The organism is Streptomyces tibetensis, assembly GCF_007655005.1.
Classification (GTDB): Bacteria; Actinomycetota; Actinomycetes; order Streptomycetales; family Streptomycetaceae; genus Streptomyces; species Streptomyces tibetensis.
In genome coordinates, this window is record NZ_SZVW01000002.1 from 75,919 (window position 1) to 92,407 (window position 16,489).

The 16,489-nt window shown below is 73.4% G+C and carries 18 protein-coding genes; 14 read left to right on the plus strand and 4 right to left on the minus strand.

Features of this window, described 5'->3' with window-relative positions; all coding sequences use genetic code 11:
* The first annotated feature begins 29 nt into the window (after positions 1 to 29).
* Both FDO69_RS02825 and FDO69_RS02830 read left to right on the plus strand, forming a co-directional pair.
* On the plus strand, positions 30 to 1,295 hold the full coding sequence (locus tag FDO69_RS02825) for a VWA domain-containing protein (protein WP_104777993.1): 1,266 nt from the start codon (positions 30 to 32) through the stop codon (positions 1,293 to 1,295).
* Positions 1,295 to 2,086, plus strand: coding sequence for a hypothetical protein (locus FDO69_RS02830; RefSeq protein ID WP_104777994.1), 792 nt, complete (start codon positions 1,295 to 1,297; stop codon positions 2,084 to 2,086). The genes FDO69_RS02825 and FDO69_RS02830 overlap by 1 nt, the downstream gene beginning before the upstream one ends.
* Before the next feature lie 78 nt (positions 2,087 to 2,164).
* Here the strand turns inward: FDO69_RS02830 and FDO69_RS02835 are convergent, their stop codons facing one another.
* A complete protein-coding gene (locus FDO69_RS02835; RefSeq protein ID WP_104777995.1) occupies positions 2,165 to 2,791 on the minus strand; it encodes a winged helix-turn-helix transcriptional regulator in 627 nt (208 codons plus the stop codon).
* Between the two features lie 85 nt (positions 2,792 to 2,876).
* On the opposite strand from FDO69_RS02835, the gene FDO69_RS02840 reads away from it, so the two are divergent.
* The 5 genes from FDO69_RS02840 to FDO69_RS02860 all read left to right on the plus strand — a co-directional run bounded on the left by FDO69_RS02840 (position 2,877) and on the right by FDO69_RS02860 (position 6,888).
* Positions 2,877 to 4,085: a pyridoxal phosphate-dependent aminotransferase gene (locus tag FDO69_RS02840; protein ID WP_104777996.1), complete on the plus strand. Its 1,209-nt coding sequence runs from the start codon at positions 2,877 to 2,879 to the stop codon at positions 4,083 to 4,085.
* 174 nt (positions 4,086 to 4,259) lie between these two features.
* Positions 4,260 to 4,823, plus strand: a complete 564-nt coding sequence (locus tag FDO69_RS02845) for a DUF2243 domain-containing protein (RefSeq protein WP_104777997.1) — start codon at positions 4,260 to 4,262, stop codon at positions 4,821 to 4,823.
* A complete protein-coding gene (locus FDO69_RS02850) occupies positions 4,823 to 5,671 on the plus strand; it encodes a cytochrome c oxidase assembly protein (protein ID WP_104777998.1) in 849 nt (282 codons plus the stop codon). Before FDO69_RS02845 ends, FDO69_RS02850 begins: the two co-directional genes overlap by 1 nt.
* Before the next feature lie 76 nt (positions 5,672 to 5,747).
* Positions 5,748 to 6,383 carry a hypothetical protein gene (locus FDO69_RS02855; RefSeq protein ID WP_104777999.1) on the plus strand — a complete coding sequence of 212 codons (636 nt, stop codon included), beginning with the start codon at positions 5,748 to 5,750 and terminating at the stop codon, positions 6,381 to 6,383.
* A 79-nt stretch (positions 6,384 to 6,462) separates the two neighbouring features.
* Entirely contained in the window at positions 6,463 to 6,888 is a 426-nt protein-coding gene (locus tag FDO69_RS02860; RefSeq protein ID WP_104778000.1) for an acyl-CoA thioesterase, read from the plus strand.
* 42 nt (positions 6,889 to 6,930) lie between these two features.
* Here the strand turns inward: FDO69_RS02860 and FDO69_RS02865 are convergent, their stop codons facing one another.
* The 3 genes from FDO69_RS02865 to FDO69_RS02875 all read right to left on the minus strand — a co-directional run bounded on the left by FDO69_RS02865 (position 6,931) and on the right by FDO69_RS02875 (position 9,334).
* Complete coding sequence (locus FDO69_RS02865) at positions 6,931 to 7,476, minus strand: sigma-70 family RNA polymerase sigma factor (RefSeq protein WP_104778001.1); 546 nt, start codon at positions 7,474 to 7,476, stop codon at positions 6,931 to 6,933.
* A gap of 142 nt (positions 7,477 to 7,618) precedes the next feature.
* Positions 7,619 to 8,464, minus strand: a complete 846-nt coding sequence (locus FDO69_RS02870; RefSeq protein WP_104778002.1) for a hypothetical protein — start codon at positions 8,462 to 8,464, stop codon at positions 7,619 to 7,621.
* Between the two features lie 21 nt (positions 8,465 to 8,485).
* On the minus strand, positions 8,486 to 9,334 hold the full coding sequence (locus FDO69_RS02875) for a transglycosylase SLT domain-containing protein (protein ID WP_104778003.1): 849 nt from the start codon (positions 9,332 to 9,334) through the stop codon (positions 8,486 to 8,488).
* Between the two features lie 498 nt (positions 9,335 to 9,832).
* On the opposite strand from FDO69_RS02875, the gene FDO69_RS02880 reads away from it, so the two are divergent.
* From FDO69_RS02880 to FDO69_RS02910, 7 genes are all read left to right on the plus strand, one after another.
* Positions 9,833 to 10,291: a DUF6668 family protein gene (locus FDO69_RS02880; RefSeq protein ID WP_104778004.1), complete on the plus strand. Its 459-nt coding sequence runs from the start codon at positions 9,833 to 9,835 to the stop codon at positions 10,289 to 10,291.
* Positions 10,288 to 10,578, plus strand: coding sequence for a hypothetical protein (locus tag FDO69_RS02885; RefSeq protein ID WP_104778005.1), 291 nt, complete (start codon positions 10,288 to 10,290; stop codon positions 10,576 to 10,578). The genes FDO69_RS02880 and FDO69_RS02885 overlap by 4 nt, the downstream gene beginning before the upstream one ends.
* Positions 10,579 to 10,663: 85 nt before the next feature.
* Positions 10,664 to 10,948 carry a hypothetical protein gene (locus FDO69_RS02890; protein WP_104778006.1) on the plus strand — a complete coding sequence of 95 codons (285 nt, stop codon included), beginning with the start codon at positions 10,664 to 10,666 and terminating at the stop codon, positions 10,946 to 10,948.
* Positions 10,949 to 10,970: 22 nt separating this feature from the next.
* A complete protein-coding gene (locus FDO69_RS02895; RefSeq protein ID WP_104778007.1) occupies positions 10,971 to 11,789 on the plus strand; it encodes a DUF8175 domain-containg protein in 819 nt (272 codons plus the stop codon).
* A gap of 1 nt (position 11,790) precedes the next feature.
* Positions 11,791 to 13,011, plus strand: coding sequence for a hypothetical protein (locus tag FDO69_RS02900; RefSeq protein WP_104778008.1), 1,221 nt, complete (start codon positions 11,791 to 11,793; stop codon positions 13,009 to 13,011).
* Positions 13,012 to 13,182: 171 nt separating this feature from the next.
* On the plus strand, positions 13,183 to 14,676 hold the full coding sequence (locus tag FDO69_RS02905) for an SCO6880 family protein (RefSeq protein WP_104778009.1): 1,494 nt from the start codon (positions 13,183 to 13,185) through the stop codon (positions 14,674 to 14,676).
* Between the two features lie 236 nt (positions 14,677 to 14,912).
* Positions 14,913 to 16,481 (plus strand): ATP/GTP-binding protein, encoded by a 1,569-nt coding sequence (locus tag FDO69_RS02910; RefSeq protein WP_389826722.1) that lies wholly within the window; start codon positions 14,913 to 14,915, stop codon positions 16,479 to 16,481.
* Positions 16,482 to 16,489 lie beyond the last annotated feature (8 nt).

The following is a 16,489-nucleotide window of genomic DNA, read 5'->3' on the forward strand; positions in this document are numbered from 1 at the left end:
CGGAGGGGGGTGATCAATAGGATCCGGCGATGATCACAAGAACACGGCTGGCGGCAGGGGTCTGTGCCCTGCTCGCCGCGCTGACGGCCGGGCTCGCCTTCCCGGCCGGGGCGGCCGCCGGTGAACCCACGGGCCAGGACGCCCCCAAGGTCGACCTCGTCCTCGATGTGAGCGGCTCGATGCGGGCCCGGGACATCGACGGCCAGTCGCGGATGGCCGCCGCGAAGCAGGCGTTCAACGAGGTGCTCGACGCGACGCCCGAGGAGGTCGAGCTCGGCATCCGCACCCTCGGCGCCGACTACCCGGGGGACGACCGGAAGACGGGCTGCAAGGACACCGCGCAGCTCTACCCGGTCGGCCCGCTGGACCGCACCGAGGCCAAGACGGCCGTCGCCACCCTCTCCCCGACGGGCTGGACGCCGATCGGCCCGGCCCTGCTGAAGGCGGCCGGCGACCTGGACGGCGGAGACGGTTCCAAGCGCATCGTGCTGATCAGCGACGGCGAGGACACCTGCGCCCCGCTCGACCCGTGCGAGGTGGCCCGCGAGATCGCCGCCAAGGGCATCGGCCTGACCATCGACACCCTGGGCCTGGTCCCGACCGCCAAGCTGAGCCGGCAGCTGAGCTGCATCGCCGAGGCCACCGGCGGCACCTACACCTCGGTCGAGCACCAGGACGAACTCACCGACCGGGTCAACCAGTTGGTGGACCGGGCGGCCGATCCGGTGGTGACGCCGGTGCCGGCGGAGGGTGCCGACCGGTGTGCCGCGGCGCCGACGCTGAAGTCGGGCCTGTACACCGACCGGGAGGAGTTCGGGCAGCAGCGCTGGTACCGGGTGGACGTTCCGCCGGGCAAGGAGCTGCGCGCCTCGGTGAGCGTCGCCGCGGACCGGGCGGTGAACCCCGGCTACGGCGTGCTGATGCAGGCCGTGACGTCGAAGGGCCGCGAGATCGTGCGCGGCGAGGCGGCGGGCAACGGCCGTACGGACGTGATCTCGACGGGTCTGCGCTACCCGAAGGCCGAGAGCGACGACGAGGACGCTCCCGCGGAGGCGGTCTGCCTCGCCGTCTCGCACTCCTTCTCGGCGGCCTCCGGCGTGAAGGCCACGCCCGGTCTGCCGCTGGAGCTGACGGTGGACGTCGTGGACGCCCCGAGCCAGGCGGGCGACGTGGCCGCCTTCGGTCTCGGCCGCGGCTGGTGGCTGCTCGGCGTGCTGATCCTCACCGGCTTCCTCGCCGGTCTCGTCTGGGGCTGGCTTTCGCGCTGGCGGGTCGCGGTCTGGAGGACCAACTGATGCGAGTGGTACGAGCGTTGAGCGCGGCGTTGCTGACCCTCACAGTGGCGGCCGGCCCGGCCGCTGCCGACGCCTCGCCGAGCCCGTCGCAGGACGAGGCGTCGGCCCCCACCCGGGCCGGTACGTCGTTCCGCACGGCGACGGAGATCGAGCAGGGGCAGCGGGCCACGGCGAGCGGCTCCACGGGTGACTACCTGTACTGGTCGTTCCCCGCCGACACCGGGCAGCGCCCCACGGTCGAGGCGACGGTGAAGCTGCCGGAGACCCACGCCTCCCAGACCTGGCAGATCGACGTCTGGGACGGTCTGCGCCGCCGTCAGGCCTGCCGGTACGGGGCGCAGACGCGCACCGCGGAGGCGGACACGTCCTCCATGAAGCTGACCTGTGTGCTGCGCACGGTCCGGGCCTGGTCGGAGCCCTGGGGGAACGACCCCCTGCCGGGCACCTACTACGTCCGGCTGACGGCCACCGGCGTCGCCACCGCCGACCTCGGTCTCCCGGTCGACACCGGGATACGGGTGGACTCCAAGGACATCGGCGGATCCGCGGCGGTGGACGGCTCGCTCGCCGAGCCCCTGGTGCCGGGGATCGCCTCGAAGGCCGAGGAGGAACAGGAGGACGCGGCGGTGCTGGCCGGCCTCGAACCCGAGGACGGCTGGACGTCCGGCTGGTGGTCGGACCGGTGGGTGTGGACCGCCATCGGCGGAATCCTGGCCGCCCTCGCGGGAGTCGGCGGGTACGCACTGACGCGCGGGACGGGCCGGCCGTCCCGTGTGCCGCCGGGCGCCTGACCGGGCCTCGCCCGTTCGCCCCCTGATCGACCCTCATCCGTCTGCCGCACAGAAGGCCCGCCGCCCGCGGGCCTTCTTTCATGCCTCGCGCAGCGCCTTGGCGAGCGTGCCCTCGCCGCTCACCTCGACCCGCCCCTCGCGCACGGCCCGGGCGAGGCTCAACTCCCCGCGCCCGATGCAGGCGCAGGTGCCGCTGTCCAGGGCCAGCCGGGCGTCCGGCTCCCCGGGGGCGGGCCCGTCGCCGTACACGGGCCCGTCCTCGGCACCGACGTGGAGATGGAACAGGCCTTCCTCCAGGCGGACTTCGACAAGTCCCTCGCCGTCCAGCAGGCGCAGCAGAGGCAGTGCGAACCAGTGGGCCCGGACCGCGTCCGTCGCCCGGCGCTCCCCGAGCTCGGCCTGCCCCCACTCCCCCAGCGCCTGCAGCACGGGCAACAACTCGCGTCCACGAGGGGTGACTTCGTACACAGAAGCCGCCCCGGGCGGCGGCAGCCGGCGCCGGGTCGCGAGGCCGTCGCGCTCCATGTCCTTCAGTCGCGAGGCGAGGACGTCGGTGCTGACGCCGGGCAGGTCCGCGTGCAGGTCGGTGTAGCGCCGGGGACCGGCGAGCAGCTCCCGGACGATCAGCAGGGTCCAGCGGTCACCGACGACGTCGAGCGCGCGGGCGGCGGGGCAGTACTGGTCGTAGCTTCGGCGAGGTGGCATGCGACGCAGTCTAGACAAGTTGTTGGACTTTCCAAGCGCGTACTTGGTAAAACCAAGCAACACGATCGGCAGAGGAGAGCGGCGCATGGAGTTCCGGCAGTCGAGCAAGCTCAGCGAGGTCTGTTACGAGATCCGCGGCCCGGTCATCGAGCACGCCAACGCGCTGGAGGAGGCGGGGCACAGCGTGCTGCGCCTGAACACCGGCAATCCGGCGCTCTTCGGGTTCGAGGCGCCGGACGAGATCCTCCAGGACATGATCCGGATGCTGCCGCAGGCGCACGGCTACACCGACTCGCGCGGCATCCTCTCCGCCCGCCGGGCCGTGGCCCAGCGCTACCAGACGCTCGGCCTGGAGGTCGGCGTCGACGACGTCTTCCTCGGCAACGGCGTCTCGGAACTGGTGTCGATGGCCGTCCAGGCGCTCGTCGAGGACGGCGACGAGATCCTCATCCCGGCCCCGGACTTCCCCCTCTGGACGGCGGTGACGACCCTCGCGGGCGGCAAGGCGGTCCACTACCTGTGCGACGAGCAGGCCGACTGGTATCCCGACCTCGACGACATGGCGTCGAAGATCACCGACCGCACCAAGGCAGTCGTGATCATCAACCCGAACAACCCCACCGGCGCCGTCTACCCCAAGGAGATCGTCGAGGGCATCCTCGACCTCGCCCGGCGGCACGGCCTCATGGTCTTCGCCGACGAGATCTACGACCAGATCCTCTACGACGACGCCGTCCACCACTCGGCCGCGGCCCTCGCCCCCGACCTGGTGGTCCTCACCTTCTGCGGGCTGTCCAAGACCTACCGGGTGGCGGGCTTCCGCTCCGGCTGGCTGGTGGTCACCGGGCCGCGCCAGCACGCGAAGGACTACCTGGAGGGCCTCACCATGCTGGCCTCCATGCGGCTGTGCGCCAACGCGCCCGCGCAGTACGCCATCCAGGCCGCGCTCGGCGGCCGGCAGTCCATCCGCGAGCTGACCACACCGGGCGGGCGGCTGCTGGAGCAGCGGGACGTGGCCTGGCGGATGCTCAACGAGATCCCGGGCGTGACGTGCGTGAAGCCGAAGGGCGCGCTGTACGCCTTCCCGCGCCTGGACCCCAAGGTGCACAGGATCCACGACGACGAGCGGTTCGTGCTGGACCTGCTGCTGCGGGAGAAGATCCAGGTGGTCCAGGGCACGGGCTTCAACTGGCCCTCACCGGACCACTTCCGCATCCTGACACTGCCGCACGCGGAGGACCTGGAGGCGGCGATCGGCCGGATCGGGCGGTTCCTCGGCGGGTACCGCCAGTAGAGGGGGGCGGGAAGTCGTCGCCGCGGCCGAGGACGAGCGAGCGTTTCCCGCCGATCCGCGGGGACGACCGGAAAGGGTCTTTGAGCCGGATGGGGGCCGAGCGCAGGGCGTGAGCGCCGCGCAGAAGGGAACGTCGTCTTCGGTCCTTCCCCCAGGCAGGAGCGGAGACGAGTGATGGCCACCAAGCAAGGCGAAGCCCGGATCGGCACCCCAAGACCGGCGGACCTCCGGTTGCCGGGCATCGTGCTCGGGGTCGGGATGGGCGGGTTCGCCGACGGCATCCTGCTGCACCAGTTGCTGCAGTGGCACCACATGCTCTCCAGCACCAATCAGGACCGCATCGGAGTGAAGTACTACGACCCCCACACCGTCTCCGGTCTGGAGATGAACACCCTGTGGGACGACGTCTTCCACACCGTGTGCTGGCTCGCGGTCCTGCTCGGGCTGGCCGTGCTGTACGAGCGGGTCACCCACGACCGGCTGCGGGTGTGGACCTCCCGGGTGCTGTGGGGCTGGATGCTCGTGGGCTGGGGCCTGTTCAACCTCGTGGAGGGCGTACTGGACCACCATGTCCTCGGCATCCACCATGTCCACGCCGGGGAGGGCCAGGTGTGGTGGGACATCGGCTTCCTCGTCCTGGGCGCCCTGCTGGTCACCGGCGGCCATCTGCTCCAGCGCAGCGGCCGGTCCTGCGGCCCCGGTGCGGCCGCCGGCCGGCATCAGGGCCTGCACGGCTGATGGGCCACCATCTGCCCGGACACGGGCACGCCGCGGGCGGCGGCACCCCGGACTGGCTGCCGCCGGCACTCCTGCTGCTCGCCGCCTGCGGTGTCCACCTGCTGCTCGTCCGCCGGGCCTGCCACCGCAATCCGGCCCTCGGCTGGAGCCGGTGGCGGACCGGCTGGTTCCTGGGCGGGATTCTCCTGCTCGGCGTCGCGCTGCTGCCGCCCGTGGCCCCCTTCGCCCACGAGGACTTCCGCGGGCACATGGTCCAGCACCTCCTCATCGGCATGTACGCGCCGCTCGCACTGGTCCTGGCCGCCCCCGTCACGCTCCTGCTGCGCACGCTGCCCGCGTCCGGGGGCCGACGGCTGACCGCGGTGCTGCACAGTCCGCCCGCCCGCGTGCTCGCCCACCCGGCGGTCGCGCTGGCGCTCTCCACGGGCGGCCTCGCGGTGCTGTACTTCACCCCCCTGTACAACGCGACCACGACCGGCCCGGCGGCGCACTGGCTGCTGCACGCGCACTTCCTGCTCTCCGGATGCCTGTTCGCCCACGCCATCGCCGGCCCCGACCCGGCCCCTGCCCGGCCGGGGGTCAGGGGCCGCCTGGTCTACCTGGGCGTCGCGATCGCGGCGCACGCCGTGATCGCGCAGTTGATGTACGGCGGCTTCCGGGTCGACATCCACGCGCCGATCGACCAGGTGCAGGGCGGCGCGGAGGTCATGTACTACGGCGGCGACCTGGCCGAGCTGCTGCTGGCCGCCGCGCTGGTCGCCACGTGGCGGCCCGAGCCCCGGCGTGCAGCGGGCCGCAGCGCGGGGCGGGGAGTTGTCCCGGCCCGGAATGTCAGTGGCGGGTCGTAGCCTTCGAGCAGGTGGGGCTTCGATCAGGTGGCGCGTCGAGCCCCGGGGCCCGTCGCCAGCCTGAGAGGAGCACGCCGTGACCCGACCGCCGACCGCCGCACAGCGGCGTGTCATCGACGCCGCCGACCCCGTCACCGGGCGACTCCGGGGGACGGATTCTCAGCTCACGGCACTGGTGAAGCGGGGTCTCGCCTTCCGCCACCCCCGGCCGCCGCACGATCACTTCCTGACGCCGGAGGGGCACCGGGTGCGGCAGGGCATCACGCAGGCGCCCGAGCCGGAGGGGCCCGGGGAGGCACCCGCCTCGACGGGCGTGTTCGCCGCACGCGTCGGCGGCGAGGAGGCCGCCGCGCACGCCGGTCCCGACCGGCGCCGTGAGGTGCACAGCGCCTGGCAGGGGCTGCTGGAGCTGCGCCGGATGACCAACCCCGGCGGTGACGTGGACCGGCCGTGCGGCTGGGAGCGTACGCATCTGGTGCGGGCCGCGGCGCTGGCGCTCGAGGCGGCCGGTCACACTCCGGCGGGGCAGCAGGGCGGGGGCTATCGCGTACGTCAGACCCCCCAGCCGGAGGCCGTCGCCGTCCACGAGCCGGACGGCGAGGCGCTGCAGGCCTGCGCGGCCACCCTGGAGGGGGCAGGCTGGCAGGTGAGCGAGCACCGCGAGCCGCGCACCGGAAGCCGGTATCTGCTGGCTTCGCCGCGCCGGGCGTGATGGGCATGCCAAGATCGGTGGATCGTTGCGCCATGCACGAGAGTCCGGTGGGAGAGATCCGGTGCGAGAAGGGAAAGCCGTGAGCAAGCCGTTTTCCGTCCCTGTGACCGTTCGTGGATACGAGACGGACGTGCAGGGGCACCTCAACCAGGCGGTCTATCTGAACTACGCGGAGCACGCCCGCTGGTCGTTGCTCCAGGCCGCGGGGATCAGCCAGTCCGCCCTCATCGGCAGCGGCGTGGGTCCGGTCGCCCTGGAGACGACCATCCGCTACAAACGCGAGTTGCTCGCGGGCGACGAGGTCGAGGTGACCTGCGTGTTCGACTGGGGCGGCGGCAAGACGTTCCGGATCGAGCAGACCGTCGTGAAGGCCGACGGCACGGTGGCCGCGGAGATCACGGCGGTCGGCGGCATCCTGGACCTGGAGAAGCGCAGGCTGGTTGCCGATCCCGCCGAGGCCTTCAGGAAGCTGGCATCGGATCCGGGGCTGTTCGGGCTGTCGTAGGACCGTGGTCCGGATGCCCGGCGGACGGCCGTGCGGCGCCGGTCAGTGCACACCGCGTTCTTCCAGGGCCGCCCTGAGGCTGCGCAGGGCGTAGTAGACGCGGGACTTCACCGTGCCCTGGGGGACGCCCAGCGCGGTGGCCGCCTGGTGCGTGGTGCGGTCGGCGAAGAAGGTGGCCTCCAGGGCCTCGCGGTGGGCCGGCGTCAGGGCCCGCAGGGCGTCGTGCAGGACGATGGACGACAGCATGCGTTCGATGTCGTCGGCGTCGGTGCCCAGTTCGGTCAGCCAGTCGGCGCCGCCTATCTCCTGCGGGCGGGCCGTCTTCGTCCGGTGGGCGTCGATCACGATGTTGCGGGCGATGCGGAACATCCAGGGGCGTACGGCCATGCCCTCGCCGTCGGCGAGCGTCTGCTTGTTCCAGCAGCGCAGCAGCGTCTCCTGAAGGACGTCCTCCGTGCGGTGGGTGTCTCCGCCCAGCATGCGCAGCACGTACGCGTAGAGGGCCGGGCCGTGCTCCAGATAGAGGTCCCTCAGCGCCCGTTCCTCGGGCGACACCGCACTCGCGGACCCGATCACCGTCACGTTCATGGTGTGCTCCTGCTCCTGCTCCTTGGGGCGGCCCGCCCAGCCGTGACGGCTGGAACCGGGGCCTTAGGTGGGATGGAGTGTGGTCAGGGGCGTTCCACGCTCGTTTGACGCTCGGTCCACGGCTCGTACACCGCCCGTCCGGTCACACCCGGACCGACAGCGACTCCACCTGGGCGCGCACCCGGCGGGCCAGTCGTTCGTCCGCCGGCGCGAGGCGGCCACCGCCGCGCAACCGGTCCCACATGTGCAGCAGTTCGCCGCCGTGGACGACCACCGCCCTGACGTCCTCCAGGCGCTGCCAGGCGGCCGCCGCCCGCGCGATCGCCGCCGGGGCCCCGGGGTCACCGGCGCCGCACAGGATGCGGGCCACCGAGAGGGCCAGGACGGTCGCCTCCCTGTGGTCTCCGCGCAGGTGCGCCAGGTACGCCTCCATGGCCCGTGCCTCCAGCGCGTCCGGGTGTTCCGTGCCCGCCGACCGCGTCAGTGCCTCGCGCAGGGCGGTCACCGCGGCGGACGCCTCCTCGATCCGGCCCGTGGCCGTCAGCGCGTTGATGTGCGCCACCCGGTCCACGAGTTCCGGCGGCAGGGGGCGGGACGGCTGCGGAGGCGGGGCGGGTGCGGGGCGTGCCGCCGCTGCGGCCCGGGCCCGGGCGACCGCCGCGGCGACGGCCGAGACGGGCGCGGTGGCGGGGGCGGGAGCGGGGGCGGGAGCCGGCGGCGGTGGTGCGGGGGCTTGGTCCGTCGCCTCCGTCCGGTCCGCCGCATCGACGAGGCGGCTGGAGCCGTCGGGTGCCACCTGAAGCACGAAGTGGGCCCCTGCGAGGCCGTCGTTCACCGTGGCCTCGACCGTGGCGGCGCGTTCCTGCGCGTGACGCTGCAGGCGGTCCAGCACGGCCTCGTGCACGGACCCACCCTCCTCGACGACCAGGAGCTCGCCGTTGATCTCGGCGAGTCCCTCACCCGGGATGCGCACCGCGAAGCGGGTCATGACTGCGAGTCCTCCTGATGATCAAGCGCCGGAAGCGGCGGAAGCGGCGGAAGCGGACGGGGAAGCCGTGGGATCCGGGTCCGTTCCCGGTGTGACGCCCGGAGTGACTCCAGGGGTGGCGCCGGGAGGCGGGGCGGCCACCCCCGCGTACTTGGCGAACTGGGCCCGGACGGCGAGGACGTAGCCCTGCGCCTCGTTCGTCTGCGGCACCCCCTTGGCCGCGCGCACGGCGTCCATCCCCACGTGGTAGCCGGCCAGCGCGAGGTCCAGGACGCTGCCGGTGGCCTCGTTCGCGTCGATCATCCGCTGGGCCTGACCGGCCAGATCGCACAGATGACGGCCCTGGGCCATGATCGAGTCCTCGGCGTCGAACGCCGAGGTCTCGTCGTTGCCGTCGTCGTCCTCGCCGTACTTCTCGAAGACCGCGGGCGGCAGTTGGGAGATGCCCTCCTCGCCGTTCTCGCCGACCAGTTCCCTGTTGAAGCCGGACTCCCGCTCGATCTGCGAGGCGATGACGACCGGGCCGACCGCCCCGCACAGATCACCGGCCTGCTCGATCGGCTCCACCAGATCCTCGGGCACGGTCGAGGTGTCCAGCTCGCCGCCGCCGTCGCCGTTGAAGACGGCGATCACCTCGTCCGCGTCGTCCGCACCGGCGGAACCGTCGCCGCCGCCGCCCGAGAACAGCAGGATCAGCGCGATGAGCGGCGCCAGCAGGACCCCGAAGCCGCCGATGATGATGATCACGACCAGGGTGCCGAGCAGTGCGAGCGGCGACACCAGGCAGCCGCAGCCGGTGCCGGCGGCGATGGTGTTCCGGACGGCGGTGGAGGTCCCGCCCTCCCCGCTTTCTCCCGTGCCCGCGCTCATGTGGGCCCGCCTTCTTCCTCTTGCCTTGAACCGCGACGGCTGGACGGCCCGTTGTGCTGTCGACGGGCTCGGGAGATCGAAACGGGCCCGGGAGCAATTCAGTTCAAACCAGTGGACATCAGATGATCCAGCACAGCCGAAGCGCGAGCGGAGAAGGAGGGCTGACCGCACATGAGCACTCCTGAGGCGACGCCGTCGAACCCGCAGTCATGGGTCCGGGGGCCGAAGCCCGGACGGCCGGCGGCCCCCGGTGCCGGTACCTCCGGCACGGGCACCGCGACGGACGCGGGGCCAGGCCCGGCCCCCTCGACGGGACGTGCCACCAGGACGACTCCGAACGCCGCGCGGACCCCCCGCCCTGATCCCGCGTCGGGCCCCGGCTCGTTGCCGCGGCCTGGTACGGGCCGGGGGCAGGCCACCCGCGGGGGCTCGGCCCTCTCCCCCCTGCGGACGCCCTCCCCGGCCCCCGGTGGCGGCGAGGCCCCCTGGGGCGAGCCGGTGCGGCGTACCCCGGTGCGCGGGAGGTCACGGGAGGAGATCGGGTGGGTCAAGGCCCACGGCGGGGCCGGCGCCACCTCGCTCACCGAGGCGCTCGGCGGGGTCGACGTGGGCGCGCGCTGGCCGGAGCCCGCGCGGGGCGAGCCGCGCCGGATCATGCTGGTCGGCCGGACGAGCGCGCGCGGACTGCGCGCCGTGTCACGGGCGTTGGGCGCGCTGCGGGACGGCAAGGCCCCTCAAGGGCTCGACCTGCTGGGTGTCGTCCTCGTCGCCGACGCCCCCGGGCGGCTCCCGCTCGGCCTGCTGCGGCGCATCCGGGTCGTCCGCTCGGTCGCCCCCGTGCAGCGCGTGCCGTGGATCCCGGCCTGGCGCGTGGGCGGTCAGCCCGCGCGCCTGCCCCGGCAACTCAGCGTGCTCGCCGACCTGGTGGGCGCCGACGGTGAAGGACCCGAAGCATGACCTCCCCCCTCACGACCCTCGCCCTGCCCTTCGGCGGGCGGCTCGCCGCCTACACCCCGACCCCCGACGCGGGCGCCATCCTCGGTGTCCTCGCCTGGTGCGCCTCGGCCGCGGGGGTCGCCGGCCTGCTCATCGTCGGCATGCAGATGGCGATCCAGCTGCGGCGCGGCGAACCGGGCGAGGGCGGCGCGTACTTCCGCGGCTTCTTCTTCGTCACCCTCGCCTGCCTGCTCGCCACGACGGCCGGTCCGATCGTCGCGTTCCTCGGTGATCTGTCCCTCCACTGAGGGCCGGGCACCTCCTCCGCACCACCGACCTCACCCGCTCCCCGCGCCCGTCGCTCACGCCGGGCGCCGACCACCCGGAGATCCCATGTCCCTGCTCCACGAAACCACCAGCCTGCTCGCCGCGGGTGTGCCCCAGCCGCAGAGCAACGCCCCCGGCGAACTCACCAGCAAGGTCAACACCGTGCTCGGCATAGCCGCCTGGGCGGGCACCGCCGCCGGCGTCGCCGGGGTGCTGATCACCGGCACGATGATGGCCATCTCGCTCAAGCGCGGTGAGAGCTCCGAGCACATGAGCCGTCTCGGCATGGTGCTCGGCGGCTGCGTCCTGGTCGCCACGGCGGGCCCGCTGGTCCGGTTCGTCTTCAACTGAGCGCGAACGACGGGACGATCGAATGTTCACGCGCAGGGAGTACCGGGAGCCACGCCGATACCGGTCCGATCCGTCGGAGCCGTACTGGAAGCAGCGCGGCTGGCAGGTGTCGGCGGCGTTCCTCGGCGTCGTCGTCCTGCTGAGCGGGATCGTCGCCCTGACGGCGGGCCGGGGCACCGCGGACGACGGCGCGAGCACCCCGCCGTCGGAGGGGCCGCTGTCCGGCTCCCCGGCCATGAAGGACGGCCGGCCCGACGGGTGCCGCACCGACGACGGCCACGGCGACGTCATGCCCACGTCCCCGCCGGACGACGTCGACTGGCGCGCCCTCGGCGTCACGCGCGTGCCCGTCTCGGCGTCGGCCGGCCCGACCCTGACCCAGGGCCCCGTGTGGTGGTGCTTCGCGCACACGCCGGCCGGGGCCGTACTGGCCGCCCACATCATTCCCTCGCACATGAGCGGACCCGACTGGCGGACGATCGCGCAGGAGCAGGTGGTGGCCGGCCAGGGCCGGGATCTGTTCGTCTTCAAGCGGTCCACCGTCCGGGGCGACACCCCGGGCAGCACGCGGGACACCGGCTCCGCCTCCGGCCCCCGCCCGGACGCCGGGTCCGGCGGCTCGTCCGCCGCCTCCTACGCCGGATTCTCGGTGCCCGCGTACTCCGGCGAGGCGGCGACAGTCGAGCTGCTGCTCAAGACCGGCCAGGGCTACGCCACGACCTCCGTCGCCCTGCGCTGGAGCGGCGGCGACTGGAAGGTCCAGCCCTCCGACAACGGTGCCCTGCACACCCCGGTGAAGGCGGTTCAGGGGACCAACGGCCATCTTCTCTGGGGGGTTTGACGTGGCATGCCCGACCGGTAATCCCATCGTCGACATCGCGGTCGGATTCTTCAGTTTCCTCGGCGACCCCATCGGGACCATCGTCGAAGGCGTGGCCAACGCCGTACTCGCGGGCGCCGTCGCGGTGTTCGGGGCGCTGACCACCGGCATCCCGACCCTCTCGGGGACCACCACCGCCCAGGACATCAACAGCCAGACCCAGTGGATCGTGGTGTATCTGGCGGTCGGCTCACTGCTGTTCGCGTCCGCCCGGATGGCGATCGAGCGGCGCGGGGCGGCCGGCACGACCGCGCTGAAGGGCATCATGCGGGTCGTCCTGGTCTCGGGTGCCGCCACCACCGTGGTCACGGCCGCCGCCGCCCTCTCGGACGACTACTCCACCTACCTCTTCAACGCGGGTGCGGAGAAGCAGCTGAGCGCCGTGGGCGCCTGCTCCGACGGCAACGGCATCGAGTCCTTCCTGCTGCTGGTCCTCGCCTTCCTGCTGCTGATCGCCGGGATCATCCACACGATCCTGCTCTACATCCGCCTCGGCGTCATGATCCTGCTGCTGGGCACCCTTCCGCTGGCCGCCGCCGCCTCGATGACGGACTGGGGCGGCGGCTGGTGGCGCAAGCACCTCGGCTGGATGATCGCCTGGCTGTTGTACAAACCGGCGGCCGGGCTGGTGCTGTACGCGGGTTCGGCCATGATCAGCTCGGGTCAGGACGGCGGCAGCGACATCAACGAACGCATCGCCGGTATCGGCGTGATGCTGTTGTCCGCCGTCGCCCTGCCCGCTCTGCTGAAGCTCGTCGTGCCCGCCACCGCCGCGCTCGGCGGGGCGTCCGCGATGTCCGGGGCGATGTCCACGGTCGGCGGGTCCCTGGCGTCCGGAGCCCGTTCGCTCGGCACCAGCGGCGGCAGCGGCGGGCAGAGCGGTCCGCGCGGCGCGTCGGGGGCGTCCGGTTCGGGCGGCTCGGGCGGTTGGAAAGGCTCCTCCGGAGCCTCCGGCGCGCCGGGCGCGCCAGGCTCCGGCGGCGCGGCACGCCCAGGCGGCGCGGGGGCGGGCGCGGGCGGCGGTGCCGGCGGGGCGGCCGCGGGCGCGGGCCGAGCCGCCGCGGCGGCGGGCGGTCCGGTCGGTGTCGCCGTCGGGGCGGCGGTGACGGCGGCGCAGATCGCCGGCCGTACCGCCTCCGGCTCGCTGGAGGGCGCCGACCCGGACAAGGGGCACAACACCTGACCCCTGCGGCCCGGACGGTCCGGCGTCCCTGCCGGACCGTCCGTCCCGTCGCACCCCGAACGGCCGCCGGGCTCCCGACCCCCCGCGGAGCCCGGCACTCCCCCTCCCTCCTCCGCCCCGGCCCGCCGTCCCACCACTCCAGCGCACTTCACGAAGGGAAAACGGACCCTCATGTCCACGGAAGCCGTCACCCATCCGACCTACGGGAACTGGCGCCGCCCCCGGCGCCCCGGGCTCGGCCCGCTCGGTCTCATCGGCACCTTCGGTGTCTTCGGCGGGCTCGTGCTCACGCTGCTCGCGTCACTGATCTCGGTGTACGCGGCCATGGTGGTGTTCACCCCCATCGCGGTGCTCCTGGTGCCGCTCGCCATCCGCACCCAGGACGGCCGCAACGTCTACCAGCTGATGGCCCTGCGCATCGGCTGGCGGCGGCGCAAGGCCAAGGGGACACACCTGTACGTCTCCGGGCCGCTCTCCGCCCGCCCCGGCGGCCGGTTCCGTCCGCCGGGGCTGCTCAACAAGGTGACCGTGACCGAGGGCCGGGACGCCTACGACCGGCCCTTCGGCGTGCTGCACCATCCCCACCGCAACCTCTACACGATCGTGCTCGGCTGCGACCCCGACGGCGGTGCGCTCGTCGACCCCGACCAGGTGGACGTCTGGGTCGCGCTGTGGGGCGAGTGGCTGGCCCGGCTGGCCCACGAGCCCGGCCTGCGCGGCGCGTCCGTGATCGTGGAGACGGCCCCCGACCCCGGCACCCGGCTCGCCCACGAGGTACTGCCCCGCATCCGGGCGAACGCGCCGGCGGCGGCCCGGGCCGTGATGGAGGAGGTCGTCGAGCGGTATCCCACCGCGTCCTCCGAGATGCACACGTACATCAGCCTCACCTACGGCGTGCCCGCCAGCCAGCGGCGGAAGAAGGAGGACGTGATCACCGACCTCGCCATCCGCATCCCCGGCCTGCTCAGCGGCCTGGTGGCGGCGGGCGGCGGAGCGGCCTGCCCGCTGTCGGCGGAACGGATCGCGGAGGTCGTCCGGGTGGCCTACGACCCGGCGGTCGCCGCCGACGTCCTCGATGCCCGGGCCCGGCACGGCGGTACGGGCCTGGAGTGGGAGGACGCGGGGCCCGCAGCCGCCGTCGAGACCGTGGGCAGCTACCAGCACGACTCCGGGGTCTCCCGGACCTGGCTGATGACGCTGGCGCCGCGCGGCACGGTCCGGTCCTCGGTGCTCCGGGGCATGCTGGAGGCGGCGCCCGGCACCCGGCGCAAGCGGGTCGCCCTCGTGTACCGGCCGATCGACCCGGCCACCTCGGCCCGGATCGTCGAGGCGGACCGGCGCAGCGCCCAGTTCATGGCGACGTCCGGCCGCGGCATGGTGCAGGCCCGCGCGGCCTCGGAGATGCGGGCGGCGGAACAGACCGCGGCCGAGGAGGCGTCGGGCGCGGGGCTCGTGGAGTTCTCGCTCATGCTGACCGTCACCGTCGACACCATGGAGCAGCTCGCCGACGCGAGTGTCACCGTGCGCAACATGTCGGCCGCCTCCCGGGTGCTGATGCGACCCGCGGACCGGATGCAGGCGGCGGCGTTCAGCTGCACGCTGCCCGCCGGGATCCTGCCGTGGGAGCAGACCCTGATCCCCCACGAACTGCAGGAGGCACTGTGAGCCGCCGCGAGGAGAAGCGGGCCGAACGGGCCGACCGGCTGGCCGAGTTGCGGGCGCGCGAGGAACTGGGCGCGCTGCGCGCCGGAGCGGGGGCCGCACGGACGGTCGCGCCCGAGCCGGGCAAGGCGTCCGGCGAGGACGGCGGCCGGCGCAGCGGGGGCCGCACGGGCCGGGGGGACCGGAAGAACCGGAAGGACCAGAAGGGGGGCGGTGGTTCCCGGACGCGCGAGCTCTTCGTGCCGCCGCGTGGCTGGTACGGGCCCGGGGGCGGGCGGGTCGGCTATCTGGACCCACCGACCATGTGGCGGGCCACCACCGTGCAGGCGTGCGGCATGTGGCCGTTCGCCGCGGGGTCCGGCTCGCCCATGACGGGTGTACCGCTGGGACAGCACCTGTTCACCGGGGCCACGGTCTGCGGCGATCCGCTGAACTGGTTCACCCGGGCCCGCTACATCTCCAACCCTTCGCTGTTCATGCTCGGCATGCCGGGCCTGGGCAAGTCCACGCTCGTCAACCGCATGCTGATCGGTCTCTCCGCGACCGGCGTCGTCCCGCTGGTCCTCGGTGACCTCAAGCCCGACTACGCCGACACGGTCCGTGCCCTGGGCGGCCAGGTGATCTCCATCGGCCGCGGCCGGGGTGGCATCAACGTCCTCGATCCGGGCGCCATGGGCGCGGCGGCGGCCCGGATCGGCGGCGAGGCGGGCGAGGTGCTGAAGGCCGAGACGCACGGCCGGGTGCTGAACATGGTGGCCGCGCTGATCACCATCGTGCGTGGCCGGCCGATGGACGACCACGAGCAGTCCGTGCTCTCCGCCGTTCTGCACCACCTGCGCGAACGTACCCCGCAGGGCCGCACGGTGCTGCTGCCGGACGTGCTCAGGGTGCTCACCGAGGGCCCCGACCGGGTGCGCGCGGTCACTCTCGACCGGGGGGACGACGCCCGCTACCGGGACGCCGTAGACCCGCTGCACCGCTCCCTGCTGGGCATCCTCGACGGTCCGCTGGGCGACACGTTCGCCTCCGAGACCTCCACGCGCATCGACCCGGCCGCCCCGGCCGTGTGCATCGACATCTCCGGCATCGGTGAGGCCGACACCCAGCTGACCGCCGCCGCGATGCTCGCCGCCTGGTCGGACGGGCTGGGCACGGTGGCCGCCTCGCACGCTCTCGCGGACGCCGGTCTCGAGCCGCGGCGCTGGTTCTTCACGGTGCTCGACGAGTTGTGGCGCCCGCTGCGCGCCGCCTCCGGCATCGTCGACCGCATCGACGCGCTGACGCGACTGAACCGCTCCCTCGGCCTGGGGGACGCCAAGATCACCCACACGCTCAAGGACGCAGAGGCCCTCGGCACCGACGCCGACCGGGCCAAGGCCCGCGGGTTCGTGGAGCGGGCGGGGATGGTGGTGTGCGCGGGGCTGCCGAAGGCGGAGATGGAGGACCTCGGCAAGGTGGTGGGGTTGTCCCGGCGCGAGATCGAGCTCGTGTCGTCGTGGTCCTCCCCGCCTGGCTGGGGGGTCTCCGGGGAGCACGAGGAGCCGCCCGGCCGGGGCCGTTTCCTCATCAAGGTCGGCGGGCGCCCCGGCATCCCGATCAAGGTCGCGATCACCGACGCCGAACGCAGGCTGCACGACACCAACACCCGGTGGACGCCGCACGAGAAGGCCGTCGAGCGGGCCGTCGACCAGGAACTCGCCCACACCGCCGCGCAGGTGGCCCGGGCCGCCCAGGAAGGGGCGTACGCGCTGCCCGGCTCGCCCGAGGGCCCGGCGCCCGGGAGCGACGCGGGGAGGTGGACCGCGTGAGGGCTCCG